Genomic DNA, 17,325 nt, shown 5'->3' on the forward strand with positions numbered 1-17,325 from the left:
CGCAAACAAAAAAGACGGGCCGTGCAATCCGCAAGACCCGTCCCAATGTGCGAACGTGAGGGGCGCTCAGGCCCGGCCGTTCATCCGGCGGGGCAGATAGCATCGCCCTCGTTCGAGCCCAGGCGGATATCCTCCACCGTCACGCCGAAACCGCCGGCGGCGCTCAGGCCCCAAGGTTGGTCGACAGCCGCCAGATCAGCGCCCGCATCGCGCAGGCAGGACAGCCGAACCTTCAAGGTGCGCCATTCGCCAACGGGGGCAGCGTTGAACAGAGCCGTGACATCCACCCTGCCCTCGCCCAAGGTCAGCGTCACAGCGCCCGCGGGTTTGGCGTCGACCCGGTAGCGGAACACCAGAGCCATCTCACCATTGGCCTGACGAACCAGGTCCACTGGCTTGGCAACGATAAGGGCGTGGCCGCCACCCGCCCCGAAGGTCAGGGCGCGGGCCGATTCCTGGCCGGCGCCGTCGGTGGAGCGAACACTGACACCGCCCCGCGGGCTGGCGCCGCTGCTCTCGGTTCCCAGCCGGAACTCGCCGCCCGCGTCGCGCAACATCAAGGACCAGGGGGCGACGAAACGACCGTCGACGAAATAGCGATCGACGCTGCCGATCTCGCCCGCGACGCCGCTGTCCTCGGAAAGGGGGCCGACACGGCCGCCCTGCGCATAGGTCAGGCCATAGCCATAGGCGAACTGCGGATCATAGCCCGGCTGGCCGACATTCAGCGGCTCGCCTTTGGCGTTCTTGGGCCAGCTGAACGACAGTTTGCCGTTGAAGTCGGTGCGGGGTTTGCCCGCGGCGTCGCCGATCAGAACATCAGCCACGCCGCCGCCTTCCGTGCCCGGCAGCCAGGCGGCGACAAAGGCGTCAGAGGCGTTGATCTCGGGGTTGGTCCACATCGGACGCCCGGCCAAAAACACCGAGACAGTCGGTATTCCAGCCGCCTTGAGCCGCTTCAGCGTCTCCAGAGGTTCGGTCGGGAGGAAGTCCAGGGTGTCGACGTCGCCTTGGAACTCCGCATAGGGCGTCTCGCCGAAGACGACGATGGCGACGTCCGGCTTCTGGGCGAAGGCCCCGTCGGGACTGAGCGTCGCCTGACCGCCCCCGGCGACGACCGCCTCCAGAATGCCGCTCCAGATCGACTGACCGTTGGGGAAGTCGGCGTTGGTGTTGCCCGTCCCCTGCCAAGTCAGGGTCCAACCGCCCGACGCCTGACCGATATCATCGGCATGGCCGGCCACAAGAACCCGCGCGCCGGACCGGATCGGCAGAACCCCGTCGTTCTTCAGCAGGACCAGCGACTTGCGCACCGCTTCGCGCGCGATGGCGCGGTGGGCGGGCGAACCCAACTCGTTGAGATGGCCTTCCACCGGACGCGTGTCGGTGAACAGGCCCGTCTTGACCTTGACCCGCAGGATCCGGCGCACGGCCTCATCAAGACGGGCCATCGGGATCACGCCGGACCGAACCTGAGCCAGGGTGTTCTGGTACAGCGGCTTCCAGCTGTCAGGTGCCATGAACATGTCGATCCCGGCGTTGAAGGCCAGGGCGCAGCTCTCGTTCGAGCAGCCGGGCAGCTGCCCCTGGGCGTTCCAGTCGGACACGACGAAACCGTCAAAGCCCAGCGGCCCGCGCAGGACGTCGGTCAGGATCGTCTCATTGCCGGAGTGTTTGACGCCGTTCCAGCTGGAGAAGCTGGCCATGATCGACAGCACGCCGGCATCAATGGCCTGGGGATAGCCGGACAGGTGGGTGCGGATCATCTCCTGTTCGGAACCGACGAAATCGCCCTGGTCGTGACCGCCGGTCGTCCCCCCGTCGGCCAGGAAATGCTTGGCCGACCCGGCGATATGGCCCGGCGCCAGCGGATGATCGGCCGACAGCGCGCCCTGAAGACCCAGGGTCATCGGCCCCGCATAGCTCTGGGCGATCTCGGGGTTCTCGCCATAGCCCTCATAGGCGCGGCCCCAGCGGTCGTCCTGGGGCACGGCCAGGGTCGGGCCGAAGGTCCAGTCCGCTCCGGTCACGGCGACTTCCAGCGCCGTCGCCGCGCCGATGCGCCGGATCAGGTCGGGGTCGCGCATGGCGCCCAGGCCGCTGTTATGCGGGAAGATGGTGGCGCCTACGATGTTGTTGTGGCCATGGACGGCGTCGATGCCGTAGATCATCGGGATCTTGGCGCCCGGACGCTGGGCCACCGCCGCGCGGAAGGCCTGGGCCAGTTCGACCCACTTCTGGGCCGAGGCGCGCTCGTCTCCGCCCGGTGAGGAGTTGCCGCCCGCCAGGATCGACCCCAACGGATAGGTCAGCAGGTCCTCGGGCTTGATCGAGGCGATGTCGGCCTGGATCGTCTGGCCGACCTTCTCCTCCAGCGTCATCTTCGCCATCAGTTCGGTGACGAAGGCCTCAGTGGCGGCGTCCGTCATGGCGGCGGGGGATGCGGCATGTGGCCACAGGTCGGGATGGGCCCGGCTGGCGTCGGTGACGATCGTATCCGACGACTTCACATAGTTGGTCGGCGCCAATTCTGAGGCTGTCGTGGCGCAAGCGCCGGCCGCCAGAGCCAAGCTCAACGCCATGATCGACACGGCGTTACGGCGAGAAGTCAAGAAGCGCGAGGTCATATCGGGTCCGTCCATTCGGCGGGCGAGAAACTAGACGCGAAAAGCCCGGTGCGGTCCTTCGACCGCACCGGAAGTTCGCTCAGGGTGCAAAAGATCAGGCGTCTCGGACGCACAGGACGGGGCGAAATCCATTGGAACTCAAGCCTCACTCCCGCACGTCGTTGACCGACGTTGATTTTCACCAGCGCAACTTGATGCACCCATGACAATGCTGTCAACTGGAATAAGTTAGCGCTACCACAAACGGACCGCCAGATGTCCGAGTTCAAGGGAGAAAAGGAATGAAGAACGGAATCACGCGACGGACGGCTGGCGTGCTGACGTTCGGCCTGGCCACCGTGCTGGACCCGCTGACCGCCCAGGCGCAGTCGGAACCTAAGGCTGCGGCTTACCGCTGGCGCAATGTGAAGGTCGGCGCCGGCGGCTTCATACCGGGCATCGTCTTCAGCCGTGTCGAGCAAGGCTTGGCCTACGCCCGGTCGGACATGGGCGGCGCCTATCGCTTCGACGCCGCCGCCGGACAATGGCGGCCATTGCAAGATTCCAGCCCCCGCTCGGCCGACTTCGGTGTGGAAAGCATAGCCGCCGATCCCGTCGATGCGGATGTGGTTCATATGGCGGTGGGCGTTCACCGGGGCGATCCAGGAGCCATGCTGCGCTCCGACGACCGCGGCGAAACCTGGTCGCGCGTCGAGGTTCCCTTCCGCATGGGCGGCAATGAGGACGGGAGAGGACTCGGCGAGCGGCTGGCGATCGATCCGAACGACAACCAGATTCTCTATTTCGGCTCGCGCCACGACGGTTTGCAAACGTCGAGCGACGGTGGCCGGACCTGGAGCAAGGTCGACAGCTTCCCTCTGACAGGCCTGGGGCTCCCCACCGGACGTGAGACTCACGGCGGCCTCAGCTTCGTGATTTTCGATCCCCGCACGGGGTCCAAGGGGCGGCGGTCGCAGACCTTGTTCGTCGGCGTCGCCGATCCGCACGAGCACGCGCTTTATCGCTCAGACGATGCAGGCCAAACGTGGCGGCCGGTCGAGGGCGGCCCCCGCGCCGAACTGTCGGCGGCTAAGGCTGAGCTCGACGACCGAGGGGTGCTATACGTCACCTGCACCCTCGGGATAGGGCCCAACGGCGTCACCGACGGCGCGGTGTGGCGGTTGGATGTGAACACCAACGCCTGGACCGACGTCACCCCGCCCCGCCCTCTCGGCGGCTTCATGGGCGTGGCGGTGGACCGCCACCGGCCCGGCGTCCTGATGGTTTCCACCCTGAACCGGTGGCAACCAGGCGACACGATCTGGCGCAGCACCGACGATGGCCGCAGTTGGAAGAGTCTACGCGAGGCGGCGCGCCACAATGTCAGCGCCACGCCCTACCTGAACTGGGGCAACGACAAGCCCGACTTCGGCTGGTGGATCGCCGCCCTGGCCCTGGATCCGTTTGACAGCGAGCGCCTGGTTTATGCCACCGGAGCGACCGTCTATCAGACGCTCAACCTGTCAGCCGCCGACGCTCGACGTCCGACCGACTGGGTCCCGTGGGTCGAGGGCATCGAACAGACGGCGGTGATCACCCTGATCAGCCCGCCGGTGGGGCCACAGCTTCTGACCGGGTTCGGCGACATATCCGGTTTCGCGCATGAAGACCTGGACCGGTCGCCGGATTTGCAGTTCACCACGCCGGTCTTCGCCAACACGAACCAGATCGACTACGCCGGCATGGCGCCCAATGTGGTGGTGCGCAGCGGCACGCCGCACGAAGGCGTCGGCTCCAACGGCCACGACGGCTCGACGCTGGCCTGGTCTGCGGATGCGGGGCGAAGCTGGAAACCCTTGGGCCGCCCCCGTCCCGCCTCGGGCGCAACGGCCGCGTCGCCGGACAACCCGAGTGTGGACCTGTACCGCGACGCGCCAATCACCGTCTCGGCGGACGGATCGACCTTCGTGCTGGCGACGCCGCAGACCGCTTGGTCAGACGACCGGGGCGCGACCTGGCGACCTTGCCTCGGTCTGCCGCCGCTTCTGCGTCCGGTCGCGGACCGCAAGGATCCCGGCCTGTTCTACGCCCTGAATTTCCGAACCGGCGAATGGCTGGTCAGCGTCGATCAGGCGCGCAGTTTTGCGCCGGTGCCGTCGCAGGGTCTCCCCGATGTATCGGCTGACCGGCCGACCTGGCGCGAGCAGGCCTTCCCGCTGAAGGCCACGCCCGGCCATGACGGCGACCTGTGGTTCGTCTCCCGCTTCGGTCTTTACAACAGCCGGGACGGCGGCCAGAATTTCGCGCGGATAGACGGAGGACTGGCCGTGGAGATGCTGGACTTCGGCAAGCCGTCGGCCGGATCAGGCTACCCCACCCTTTTCGCCATAGGGACACAGGGCGCTGTCCGGGGCGTCTTCCGGTCCGACGACAGGGGCCGTTCGTGGGTCAGGGTCAATGACGACCGTCACGAATACGGTCGCCGCTATCGCGCCATCGCCGGCGATCCAAGAGTATTTGGCCGCGTCTATGTGGCCACCGACGGACGCGGCGTCGTCTATGGAGCACCGGCATGAACCTGTCACGGCGCGGACTTTTGGGGGCGGGCGCCTCAGCTTCCCTATTGAGCGCATGCGCAACGACGCCGGAGCAACTCACGACAGGCCCCTTCACGCCAACATGGGACAGCCTGATCCAGGGCTACAAGACGCCCGACTGGTTCCGCGACGCCAAGTTCGGCATCTGGTCTCACTGGGGCCCCCAGTGCGTGCCTGAGTTCGGCGACTGGTACGGCCGACTGATGTATATTCAGGGGCACCCATTCTACGATCACCACGTCGCCACCTACGGCCACCCCAGCCGCTTCGGATTCATGGAGTTCATCGATCAGTGGAAGGCCGACCAGTGGGATCCCGAGGGTCTGCTGGATCTCTATCAGGCGGCCGGCGCCCGCTACATCATGTCGATGGCCAACCACCACGACAATCTCGACCTGTTCGACAGCGCCCACAACGACTGGAACGTCATGCGGGTCGGCCCCAAGCGCGACATTGTCGGGACCTGGGAAAAGGCTGTCCGGGCGCGAGGACTGAGGTTCGCCGTGTCAAACCACGCAGCCCACGCCTGGCACTGGTGGCAGACGGCCTATGGATACGACGCCGAAGGTCCGCTGAAGGGCGTCCGCTATGATGCGGCGCGTCTGACCAAGGCCGATGGCGCCGGCAAATGGTGGGACGGGCTGGACCCGCAGGAACTCTATACCGGCCCGACCTTTGCTCCGCCCGACGGCATCGGCTCCATTGCCGAGATGAACGCCTGGCACGACGCCCGCGACGGCCAGTGGATCGAGACCCCGCCGGCGAACAACCCCGCCTTCGTCCGGTCCTGGGTGGCGCGACAACGCGACCTGATTACGAAATACCGGCCGGACATGGTCTATTTCGACAACTACCAACTGCCGCTGGGTCGATACGGCCTTGAGGCGACCGCCGAATATTATAACGCCTCGCTACAATGGCGCGGCGAACTGCCGGTGGTGAACGGCAAGCGGCTGGACGAGCGTCAGCGTAAAGGTATCGTGGAAACGGTGGAGCGCGGCTTCTCGGACAGTCTGAAGCCCGAGCCATGGCAGACCGACACCTGTATCGGCGACTGGCACTACAACCGCGCCCGCTACACCAGCCACTATTATGTCCCCGCGCATAGCGTGATCCAACGCCTGGTCGATGTGGTGTCGAAAAACGGCAATCTGATGCTGAACATCCCGCAGCGCGGCGACGGCTCCATCGACAGCGACGAGCGCCAGATCCTGACCGACATCGCCGCCTGGATGAAGATCAACGGCGAGGCCATCTTCGACACCCGTCCCTGGCGCATCTACGGCGAGGGGCCGACTACGGTGGTCGCGGGCATGCACGGCGAGGGCGCGGCGAGGCCGTGGACCGGCCAGGACATCCGCTTCACGACCAAGGGGCAAACCCTGTACGCCTTCGCTCTGGACTGGCCCCAAGACGGCCGGATGCAGATTCGCGCCCTGACGCCGCAGGAAGGCCGCGTAGAAGCCGTCGAGCTGTTGGGCGGCCCCGCCCTGCCCTTCCGGCAAACCGAGCAGGGACTGGTCATCGACTTGCCGACCGAGCGGCCGGTGTCCACGGCGCCCGCCGTAAGGCTGAGGGGGGTGGCCCTCGTCTGAAATTCACAAGGCGAAAACGGGAGGAAAAAACGCCATGAAGATCCCATCCATCGCAGGGCAAGCCGGTCTTGCCCTGGCCCTGATGCTGGGCGCCCCGGCCCTGGCCCAGTCAGGACCGGCTCAAAGCGGGCCGTCCCCAACGGCCCCACGCGCGACCATGATCGACAGGCTGATCAACTCGCCCTTCGTGCAGAACTGGTACACCTGGGGTCTGACGCCCAACCCGACGCCTCGCGACGCCCAGGGCGTGACCGGCGGCAAGGCCCTGACCATCGACGTTCAGAAGGCCGGCGATCCCTGGTCGGTCGGGGCGGTGATGACGAACAGCGGCGCGATCAAGACTGGAGACGTGCTGCTGCTGGGCGTCTGGGTTCGTGCCGACCGCCTGCCGGAAGGTCAGACCGAGACCCGGATGGCCACCATGATTCTGGAAGGCGAGACCGAACCGAAGGTCACGCTGGCGCAGGCGTCGGATGTGGCGGTCGGTCCCCAGTGGAAGATGATCTACGCTTCAGGCGTGGCGGCCAAGGACTTCGCCCCGGGCGAGAGCAAGATCATCCTGCAGATGGGTCAGGCCGTGCACAGGCTTGAGCTGGGTCCGGCGCTGCTGTTCAACTTCGGTCCCGACTACGACCGGTCGCGCCTTCCCCAGAACCCCTGATCAGCGGATCGTCGCCTCAAACGGAACCGCCGGGAGACCGGCGGGGCCGTAGAGGTTGCAGACGGGGCTGTCGGCCCAGCACAAGCGCACCTTGACGTCGGTGGGCTGGGCCGAGGCCAACACGACCTGATCACCGGCCAAGGTCGCATCAACGAAGCGGCAGACGTCGCCGGCGCCGCACAGTTCGAAACCGATCGGGCGATTGAAGCCGTAAGCGGTCAAGGCTGTGCCCGGTGCGTAGCGGACGTGAACACCGTCCGCGTCTCGTTCGACCGAAACCGGCTGCGGCGAGAGCGGCTGAACCGCGCCGTCCAGACGCCGCGCCTCAAGCGCCAGGCGACGGCCGACCTCCAGCTTGTTGGTTGGGTGGATGTCGTAGCGGTCGCCGATGTCGATGGCGACGGCCAAGCCCGCCAGGCGGTCGGCATTGACGACCGTGCGCTGGGTTTCGCGAAGGGCCGCCCAATAGGAGTTGGTCGGTTGACCGGCGGCGGGCCCGAAGTTGGCCAGTTGGACCACCAGGATCCGCATGTCAGGATTCTGGAACTGGCTACGCCAGTCGGCGAACAGCGCCGGCAGCAGGCGGCGGTAGCCGACATAGTCGCCGACATTCGACTCGCCCTGATACCAGGCCATGCCCTTCACTCCATAGGCGCCGAGGGGGGCGATCATGCCGTTGTAAAGCGTGGTCGTGCCGCTGCCGCCGATCCAGGGCGTACGCGGCGGATTGGGCAGGTCCCCCAGGGGCGCGGCGACCCGGTGACGCCAGCCCGAAGACAGGGCGACCGTGCTTCCGTCCGCGAAGACCAGGCGCTTGTTCGCCGCCGGTCCCCAGGCGCCGCCGCCGCCGTTGGTGTCCAGCACGCCGACGGCGATCAGGTTGCGACCCGACTTCAACGTCCCGGCGGGAATGGCGTAGGTGCGCGGCGTATCCCAGCCCTGCTGGCCGCCGACATATTTGCCGTTGATCCAGGTCACGTCCGCATCGTCAACCGGCCCCAGCTCGATCCTGGCCGCCTGACGGGCCTGGGCGGCGGTCAGCACGACCGATTTGCGCAGCCAGACGACGCCGTCGAAGGTGGCGAGACCGGAAACGGTGGACTCCCAGAATCCTTCGGCAGGGATCGATGACCAGTCGGCGTCAACCGTGCGCGGCAGGTTCCAGCCCTGTTTCGTGCCGGGATCATTGGCCGACCACCAGGCCTGAGTGATTTGCCGCCAGATGGCGTCGCCCTGGGACGGATCGCGGGCATAGGCGTCGAGGGCTTCCAGCGCCTGGTCATGTCCGCCCAACTTGGTCAAAGCGTCACGGCTCAGCCAGTCCTCGATGATCGACCCGCCCCAGGAGGCGGCGATCAGGCCGACGGGGACATTCTCGGACCGGCGCAGATCGCGCCCCATGAAATAGCAGGCCGCCGAGAAATCGCGGACGCTGGCGGGATCGGTCGTGCGCCATTGGCCGACCGAATGGGGCGCCGACGACGGCGCGGGCAGGCTGGAGCGGCCGACCAGGAAGAGACGCAGATTGGGGTCGTTGGCGGCGCCGATTTCAGTTTCGGCATTAGTCGCCTGGCGGACGGCGAACTCCATGTTGGACTGACCCGAGCACAGCCAGACATCCCCGACCATGACGTCCGAGACCGTCTGGGTCGCGCCCGAGGTCTGGGCGGTCAGGACATAGGGGCCGCCAGCGGTCAGGGTCGGCAGGGTCGCGCGCCAGACACCGTCAGCGCCGGCGGTCGCCTGGACCTGAGCCTGGCTGACGCCGACCGAGACGACGGCGCCGGGCGCGGCCTGGCCCCAGACCGCGATCGGACGCCCCCGTTGCAGGACGGCGTGGTCCTGGAACATGGGGTCCAGCAAGGGCGCGGCAGGCGCCGAAACCTGGGCCTGAGCCGAACCTGTGGCCAGCACGGTCGCAGCAACGGCGGACAGCAAAAACGAGCGCATCGGCGCCTCTCCATCACCCCGCCAGGGCGGGCGTTTCGAAACTGCACTGCACGGCGAAAATGGGTGCAATGTGCAATCGAGTGCAATTCGGCTCGATCCCTGGCGGCCGGGCGAAGACGGAATGAAGAGTATAACCCCGTCTGGGACCGTGCTGGGTCAGCGCACCCAAAAACTTAAAATCGTCCTATAAAACAACGGAGCGGGCATCGACATTGTGCGCGATGTCGATGCCCCCGTCTTCTAGCGACGCAGCTCGACCGCCTGACCCGTGTACTGGATCGTCTTGGCCGGCGCTGCGTCGAAGTCGCCGACGTCCGCCCCCGGCCCGCTGACGAATCGCACATTGATCGTGCGGCTCGCCGGCATGCCCGGATACGAGCCGGTACGGGCGCCGATGGTCAGAACGCCGCGCGCCTGGTCCCAGGTCATCGGGATGTTGGAGAACTCACCCCGCTCATAGCCATAGTCCTGGCCCGCATCCTCATAGAGCGAGAAGGCGCCGTTCGCGCCGGTATAGACGACCAGGGTCAGGGGGCCGTCCAGCTTCTCGGACGTATAGGTGATGGCCGGACCCGTGGGCAGGATCGAACCCGCGCGGACGAAGACCGGGATTTTGTCCAGCGCCGCCGCGACGGAGGCGGTTTGACCGCCCGCATAGGTCTGCCCCGTCTTCAGGTCGTACCACGCGGCGCCGGCGGGGAAATAGACCGACCGGCTGCGCGCCTTGTACTCGGTGACGGGCGCCACCATCACGGACGGACCGAACATATACTGGTCGGCGATGTCACGGACCTTCCGGTCGGACGGGAAGTCCATGACCAGGCCGCGCATGATGGTGCCGTCCCGCAGATAGGTGTCGCCGGCCAGGCTGTAGATATAGGGCATCAGCCGGTAGCGGGTCCGCATCTGGTCGGCATAAGCGGCGTAGTAGTCGGTACCCGGGTTGGCCAGGTTATAGACCTCGCGCAGCGGGTACTCGCCATGCGAGCGGAAGATCGGCGACCAGGCGCCGAACTGGAACCAGCGCAGCTGCAGCTCGTCCCACTCGGCCTTGTCCTCGGGCTTCATGCCGGCCGGGTTCGAATAGCGGGCCTCGACCGAGAAGCCGCCGATGTCGTGGGTCCAGTTGGGCAGGCCCGACAGGCCGGCGTTGACGCCCGCCGAGATCTGGTCGCGCAGATTGTCCCAACGGGCCACCACGTCGCCCGACCACAGGATCGAGCCGGTGCGTTGCAGACCGCCCCAGGCCGAACGGGTCAGGATGGTGGTGCGTTGACCGCCCTGCTCCGCACGGAAATTCCGATAGACGTTCTCGGCGTTCACCAGCGGATAGGAGTTGAAGACATAGGCGCCCGGCCCGGCCGCCGTCGGCCCCATGCGCAGGGTCCGCTCGGGAATGTCGAGGTTGGAGTGCATGTCCGGCTCGACCGAATCCAGCCACCAGCCGTCGAAGCCCATGTCCTTGAAGCTGTCGGACATCTGCTTCCAGTACAGGTCGCGGGCGGCCGGCAGATAGGGGTCGTAGAAGCTGTTGGCGTAACCCGGGCCGACCCAGTCGCGCGCGCCGACGTCGACATTGCGCGTATACATGCCGCCGATGGCGTCCAGTTGCTTGTAGTGTTCGGTTGTCGGATAGAATTTCGGCCAGACCGAAATAATGATGTCGGCGTTCATGTCGTGAACGTCCTTCACCATTTGGGTCGGGTTCGGATAGCGGGCCGGGTCGAACTGATGCGAGCCCCAGGCGTTCTCGGGCCAGTAGAACCAGTCCTGCACCACCATGTCGATCGGCAGGCCCAGCTCGCGATAACGCCGCACGGCGCCGACCACTTCTTCCTGGGTGTTATAGCGCTGGCGGCTCTGCCAGAAGCCATAGGCCGAGCGCGGCAGCATCACCGACTTGCCGGTCAGGCCGCGATAGTTGGAGATGACGCCGTCGATGTCGTCGCCGCCGACATAGAAGTAGTCGATGGCCGTGCCGACTTCCGAGGCCAGGCTCAGCGCGCCCTGATCAGCCGCGGGCAGCGGGTCCATGTGGCGCAACGAGATATAGCCGTCTTCCGGGGTCCATTCGATCTTGATCGGCACCCGGGTGTTGGCCGCCATCTGGACCTGGAAATCATGGTCGAACGGGTTCCAGTTCTGGCGCCAGTTCTGTTCGACGACCTTGCCGTCGATGGTGACCTTGGCATAGCCGGACGAATAGAGGCGGAACTTGTGCAGCCCGGCGGTCGCGGTCTCGATCGTGCCTTCCCAGACGACGCTGACGCCGGCCTGGCCGGGCTTGCCCATGTCGCCGGTCTGGACCGGGGCGCCGGGCTGGGCCTTCAGGCCTTCAGGCCAGCGCTGCTGGTCGCGAATGAACTCATAGTTGATCTCGCCTTCCGGCCGGCTGACCTTCAGCACGCCGTCCTGATAATAGCGGGCGGTCAGGCCGCCGAAGGCGCCCCCCTCGTCACGGACGATCAGACGATCCGACAGCATGCCGTAGGGGCGCGGGTCGCCGAAGCGGGTGATGGCGTTCGTGTCCCACAGCAGGCCGTAGTTGCGGCTGGAGACGACGAAGGGAATGCCCACGTCCATATTGTGCTGGGCCAGCAGGACGTCCTGGCCCTTGTAGTTCATCATGCCCTGCTGGTGCTGCCCCAGGCCGTAGAAGGCCTCGTCGGCGGGGCTTTCCCAGACCTGGCGCGTGGCCAGGAAACGATGATCGCCCTTCTGGTCCTCGACCGTGACAGGGGTCAGCTCGCGGCTGTTCGGACGCTCCTTCAGCACTTCCTGACCATTCTCGTCGAGGAAGCGCACGGCGCCGGTGGTGCGCGACACTTCCGCCGTGGCTTCCGCCGTCTTCAGCACGACTAGGTCGCCCTGAGTCTCGACTTCGAACGGGGTGGTGGTCGAGGGCTGGGCCGTAACCATCAGGCTGGCGGGCAGATCCAGGTTTGCGTCTTCGGTCGCGGTGACGCGGATCGTCTCGGGACCATAGACCTCCAGTCGCACGCGGCGCGCGGCGCCTTCGGTCGGGGCTATGACGACGCCGGCGGGGATGCGTTCAAAGGCGGCTTGCTGGATCGCGCCGGCGGAGGCGCTGTCCATCAGGGTCGAACAGGCGCCCAGAGGCGCGATCATCAGGGTGGCCAGCATCAGCCGGCGGGCGAGGGTCGAGGTCATGGGGGCTCTCGCTTCTATCAAGGGTGCGTTCAGTAGGTGGCGGTGACGACGCGCAACAGCTGCGGTTGGTCGGTGAAGTTCAGGCCGTAGTCGGTTTGGTCGCCATTCCAGATGCGTTCGAAGACCCATTTGCCGGCGTCATCGAAACGGCCTTCCTCATAGCGCACGACCATGCGGCGCTTACCGTCTGCCGCGGGCTTGGGGGCGAAGTCGATGCGGGCGCGGTGGCCGGTGACGATAAACTCGCCCGGCGCGATCTCGGCGATCAGAGCGCCGCCATTGGGCTTTTCGGTCCCCGGCACATCGGCCAGCGGACCCAGCCAGGTCCAGTCCGGCTGACCGAACTGCCAGCGGCGATAGCCGACCGTGACGGTCCAGTCGCCCAGATCCAGCGTCTGCGACGCGCGATCGTCCGGCTCGGCCGCGCCCCAGACCTTGCCGGCGAAGGCGGCCCGCGCCCACACCCGCTGCCACGGCGCGATCAACCGATAAGCATCCCGAAACGGGGTCAACGTCTTCTCGTCCACCGCAGGCGCGCCGAGCGGATAGTTGGCGTAACCCGTATAGTCGATGCCGAAGGGCGAATAGCCGATGCCTCCGCGGCCCAGGACCGAGAACAGATAACGGGCATAAGGGTCGTCATTGCCGGTCTCGGCCACGAACAAGGCGTTGTCCGACCGCGCATAGCGATCCAGATGGCCTTCATAGGTGTGGGAATCCCGATTGTAGATGTCCGGGCTCAGCATCTCGATCGACGGGGCCGCCGCCTTCCAGACATCGATCACAGGCCAGACCGGACCGCCCGAGGCGTAGTTGGTCGGGGCGACGCGCTCATGCGGGTCAGGCAGGGCCGCATTGACGTACATAGGCAGCGGATATTCCCGCTTGCCCGCCTCAGCCACCGTATTGACGTAGGAGGCGATGGACCAGGCGTGGAAGAATTCCTCCGCCTCGTCGCCGAAGACGGCGGACCAGGTTCCGGGCGCCCTGCCCGTCCGGTCCAGTAGGGCCTGGGGCACCGGGCCGTCGAAGGCGGCCTGGGCGGCAGGGGAGTAGTCGCGCACCGAACCATAGGTGCCTGTCTCGTTTTCCGGCTGGACCATGATGACGGTTTGCTGACGCTCGTCGATCTGGCGGATGTGACGCATCAGGGCGGCGAAGGCGCGGGCGTCAGCGGCCAAGGTCTCCTCGCCATAGGGCGACATGGCGTAGGATTCCGTTCCGTCCTTCTGGATCAGATGCGGAAAACGGGTCGGGTTCAGCTTGACCCAGGCCGGCGCATATTTGGGCGAGGTGTTTTTCCAGGTGGCGAACCACAGGATGACCAGACGCACGTCGTTGCGACGCGCCTCCTGCACCAAGTGATCGACGAAGGAGAAGTCGAACCGCCCCTCCTCCGGCTCCAGCTGTTCCCAGGCGATGGGAACCTGAACCGTATTGGCGCCGACATAGCGGATGGCCGGCCAAGCCTCGGCCAGAGGCGCCGGGTAGTTGGTCGAATTATTGACCTGGGCGCCGAGGATGGTGAAGGGCGCGCCATCGACCATAAGCGCATGCCGTCCGTCCTGTTGGACGAGCCGGGGGATCGGCGACTGCGCCTGGACCGGCGCCGCCGCCACGACTGCAACGACCGCGAACGACAGGGCCGAGCTCAAACCGCGTGCGAAAAAACCCATCGCCGCCTCCCAACGTCGATAAGAAAACAGTCGGGGCGCCGGCGGCTGCCGACGCCCCGTTACTCAGATCCGGATCAGAAGGCGGCGCGCAGCACCACGGCGATCCGGCGGTCAGTGTCCACCCAGTTGTAGGGTGCCTTGCTGTCGGCGCTGCCGACCTTCAACACGGTCCGCTCATTCAGAATATTCGTCGACTGAACGCCGATCTTCACGTCAGGCGTGAGATTGTAGAAGATCGAACCATCCAACTGGCCGAAGTCGCTGGCCCAGACGGGCGCATTGATGTTGGCCGCCGAGGTGGTCATCAGATACTCCTCGCGCCAGTTGTAGGCGAGGCGCGCCGAGATGCCGTACTTCTCGTACAGGACCGCCAGATTATAGCTGGTCTTGGAGAGACCTTCGAGCGGGAGTTCGTCGTCGGCGGCCTCGTTCTGCACCGAATCCAGAATGTTCTGGCTGGTGTTGCGGCCGCCGCTGCTATCGACATAGGTGAAGTTGGCCTGGACGCCCAGGCCACTCAGCGCGCCCGGCAGGAAGTCATAGAACTGGGAATAGGCCAGTTCGAAGCCGTCGATCTTGCCCTCGTCGCCATTGGTGTAGCGCGTCATCAGGAAGTCGTAGGTGACCCCGCCATTGGTGTAGGTCTCCGTCGAGGAACCAGAGAAGATGTAATCCTTCAGGTCCTTGTGGAAGGCGGCGAAGGTCAGGCTGCCGGTCGGAGCGAAGTACCATTCCAGGCTGAAATCGTAGTTGGTCGCCTTTAGAGGCTCAAGGTTCGGATTGCCGCCGGTGCCCGTGAAGGGCGTCGTCGCGTTCAGCGTATAGCCGTCGGACTGGAAGTTGATTGACAGGTTGGTGAAGGGCTGAAGCTGGTACATTTCCGGCCGCAGGATCGCGCGCGATACGGCGACGCGAGCCTGGAGAGTTTCAGTCAGGAACGCACGCAGGTTCAGGCTGGGGAGCACATTGGTGTACTCCTTGCTGATATCGGCGCCGGCAGCCAAGGCTCCGCCGGAAACGAACTGAACCGCTCTATTGAAGTCCGTGCAGTTCGCGCTGGCTGGGCACGAGCCCGTGATCGAAGGCAGGGTGACGACCTGATTGGTCTCGGTCTTGGTCTTGACGACGCGCAGACCGACGTTGCCGTCGAAGGCCCGACCGAAGAAGCCGGTGTCATTGCCGAAACGGCTATAGATGTAGGCTGCCTCGGTCGTTTCCTGCAGGTCGGTCACGCCGCCGTTGCCGCCGCCCAGGCGATAGCTGTCGTAGTCGTCGCTCAAGGGCGACCAACCCCAACCTGCAGTCTGGGTAGTTTTCAGGATGTCATAGGCGTGAGCCGTACCCTGATTCAGCAGGTCGGCCGTTGGGAACCAGGCGACGCCCGGAACCGCCGTATCTCCACGGAAGAAGTTGTCGAAGGTGTACAGGAAGGACGAGTCGCTCGCAGCTCCCGCGTCATCCAGATAGACGGTGTTGGCGTTGCCCAACCAATACTGGTTGGACAGCAGACCCCAGTTATAGCCGGTCTGGCGGTTTGTGTAGTTCTTGTCCGTCATGCGGACGCCGAACTCGACAGAGCGGAAGAAGTCGTTGTTTTCAAAGTCGTAGCGGGCGTCCAGACGACCAGCCAATTCGTCGGCCTCGTTGTCCTCGATGTGATCCATCGCGGCGGCCCACCAGTAGCTGGACTTGTCGTCCATCGAGCCGCCGGTGGAGGTGATGGTCGGCAGATCGCCATCGATAACGAACTGAAGATTCGGCCGATCTTCCAGCTGGGTGAAGGCCGTCATCGAATAGATTTCAGCGGTCGACTTGACGTACTGAAGGTCGCCGCTGAACGACCAGGCGCCGCCCGGCGTATATTTGAAGTTCAGCGCGACATCACCGGTCTTCTTGGTGTCGTCGCCGATGCGGGTGTCGGTGTTGTAGTTGGCGTCGAACACCGTCCCCGAAGTGAAGAAACCGTCTTCGTTATACGAATAGGTCGAGTTCGGCGTCAGGATGCTCTCGCTGCCCATCGCATATTCGACGTTATAGGTCTCGGCCTGCGAACCCAGCGCCTGCAAGGTGAACAGCCACTTGTCGTTCGGGCGCCACTGGGCCGCCAGGGCGACAGCGGTACGCTTCTGCTCCCAGTCGATGGTGCGCCAGCCCATGTTCTTGGGAATATAGACCGTTTCGCCGGCAAGACCCGTGCCGTCGGCGCTGTTGGCCGTCAGGACCACAGGATCATAGCGGTCAGCCGAAATGCTGTCGGTTCGGTTGCCCACATTCGAGATGCTGACGTTGGCCAGCAGGCCGAACTCGCCGAACCGTGTGTCCCAACGGTCGGACGCGATGACGCTGCCCGACCAGAAGCCCTTCTCCGACAGGTCGCCGTAATTGTAGTCTGTGTTGACGGCCAGCAGAGGCTCGCTGTTGTCAAACGGAACGCGCGTGCGAAGGTTGATGGTGCCGGCGATGCCGCCTTCGATCATGTTCGCGGCGACGTTCTTGTAGACATCCACGCCCGACAGCAGGTCGGCGGACACGTCTTCGAAGCTGAGGCCGCGGCCGCTGGAGGCCGAGAAGATGTCGCGCCCGTTGGTTTCGGAGCGAACGCCCGACAGGCCGCGCACGAAGACGCCGCCGCCTTCAGCCGCCAGACGGGCGGGGTCGCGAGCGGAGTTGGTGCGTTGCAGGGTGATGCCGGGGATACGCTGAAGCGCCTCGGACACCGACCGGTCCGGCAGAGCGCCGATATCAACAGCCGTCACCGAATCGACGATGACTTCAGAGTTCTTTTTGATCGCCTGAGCCGACCGCAACTGAGCGCGGATGCCGGTGACGACCACTTCATCGACCGTAGCGGCGTCGTCAGTTTGCGCCGCTTCCTGCGCAATGGACGTCGTCGGCGCCATGGCGGCGACGGCGACAAGCGAAGCGCCGCACAGAAGCGCGACACGGCGAACGTGATTTTGACGAGACATTTGCCTCAAACCTTCCTGCTGGTCGCGCCCGTCGCTTATCAGCGTCGTGGGACGACATCCCTCCCGAAGTTGAGGTCCGCCGCTCTGAGACGACGTGACC

The 17,325-nt window shown here is 65.5% G+C and carries 8 protein-coding genes; 3 read left to right on the forward strand and 5 right to left on the reverse strand.

The annotated features are described in order from the left end of the window. Positions 1–80 precede the first annotated feature (80 nt). Positions 81–2,627 (reverse strand): glycoside hydrolase family 3 protein, encoded by a 2,547-nt coding sequence (locus PKE72_RS16060; protein WP_271166370.1) that lies wholly within the window; start codon positions 2,625–2,627, stop codon positions 81–83. 281 nt (positions 2,628–2,908) lie between these two features. On the opposite strand from PKE72_RS16060, the gene PKE72_RS16065 reads away from it, so the two are divergent. Genes PKE72_RS16065 through PKE72_RS16075 form a run of 3 tightly spaced genes read left to right on the forward strand, consistent with a single transcriptional unit; the run spans position 2,909 to position 7,459 of the window. After that, positions 2,909–5,182, forward strand: a complete 2,274-nt coding sequence (locus PKE72_RS16065; protein ID WP_271166371.1) for a beta propeller repeat protein — start codon at positions 2,909–2,911, stop codon at positions 5,180–5,182. Beyond that, complete coding sequence (locus tag PKE72_RS16070; protein WP_271166372.1) at positions 5,179–6,798, forward strand: alpha-L-fucosidase; 1,620 nt, start codon at positions 5,179–5,181, stop codon at positions 6,796–6,798. The genes PKE72_RS16065 and PKE72_RS16070 overlap by 4 nt, the downstream gene beginning before the upstream one ends. 34 nt (positions 6,799–6,832) lie before the next feature. After that, the gene (locus tag PKE72_RS16075; RefSeq protein ID WP_271166373.1) at positions 6,833–7,459 is read left to right on the forward strand and encodes a hypothetical protein; all 627 of its coding nucleotides are present in this window, start codon (positions 6,833–6,835) and stop codon (positions 7,457–7,459) included. On the opposite strand, the gene PKE72_RS16080 is transcribed toward PKE72_RS16075, so the two are convergent. The 4 genes from PKE72_RS16080 to PKE72_RS16095 form a co-directional block, all read right to left on the reverse strand. Beyond that, positions 7,460–9,409 carry a sialate O-acetylesterase gene (locus tag PKE72_RS16080; RefSeq protein ID WP_271166374.1) on the reverse strand — a complete coding sequence of 650 codons (1,950 nt, stop codon included), beginning with the start codon at positions 9,407–9,409 and terminating at the stop codon, positions 7,460–7,462. 240 nt (positions 9,410–9,649) lie between these two features. After that, on the reverse strand, positions 9,650–12,580 hold the full coding sequence (locus PKE72_RS16085) for a TIM-barrel domain-containing protein (RefSeq protein WP_271166375.1): 2,931 nt from the start codon (positions 12,578–12,580) through the stop codon (positions 9,650–9,652). Positions 12,581–12,609: 29 nt separating this feature from the next. After that, positions 12,610–14,256, reverse strand: a complete 1,647-nt coding sequence (locus PKE72_RS16090; protein ID WP_271166376.1) for a DUF5597 domain-containing protein — start codon at positions 14,254–14,256, stop codon at positions 12,610–12,612. 74 nt (positions 14,257–14,330) lie between these two features. Next, on the reverse strand, positions 14,331–17,225 hold the full coding sequence (locus PKE72_RS16095; RefSeq protein WP_271166377.1) for a TonB-dependent receptor: 2,895 nt from the start codon (positions 17,223–17,225) through the stop codon (positions 14,331–14,333). Positions 17,226–17,325: the final 100 nt, after the last annotated feature.

It is taken from the genome of Brevundimonas intermedia (assembly GCF_027922165.1).
GTDB classification, from domain to species: domain Bacteria; phylum Pseudomonadota; class Alphaproteobacteria; order Caulobacterales; family Caulobacteraceae; genus Brevundimonas; species Brevundimonas intermedia.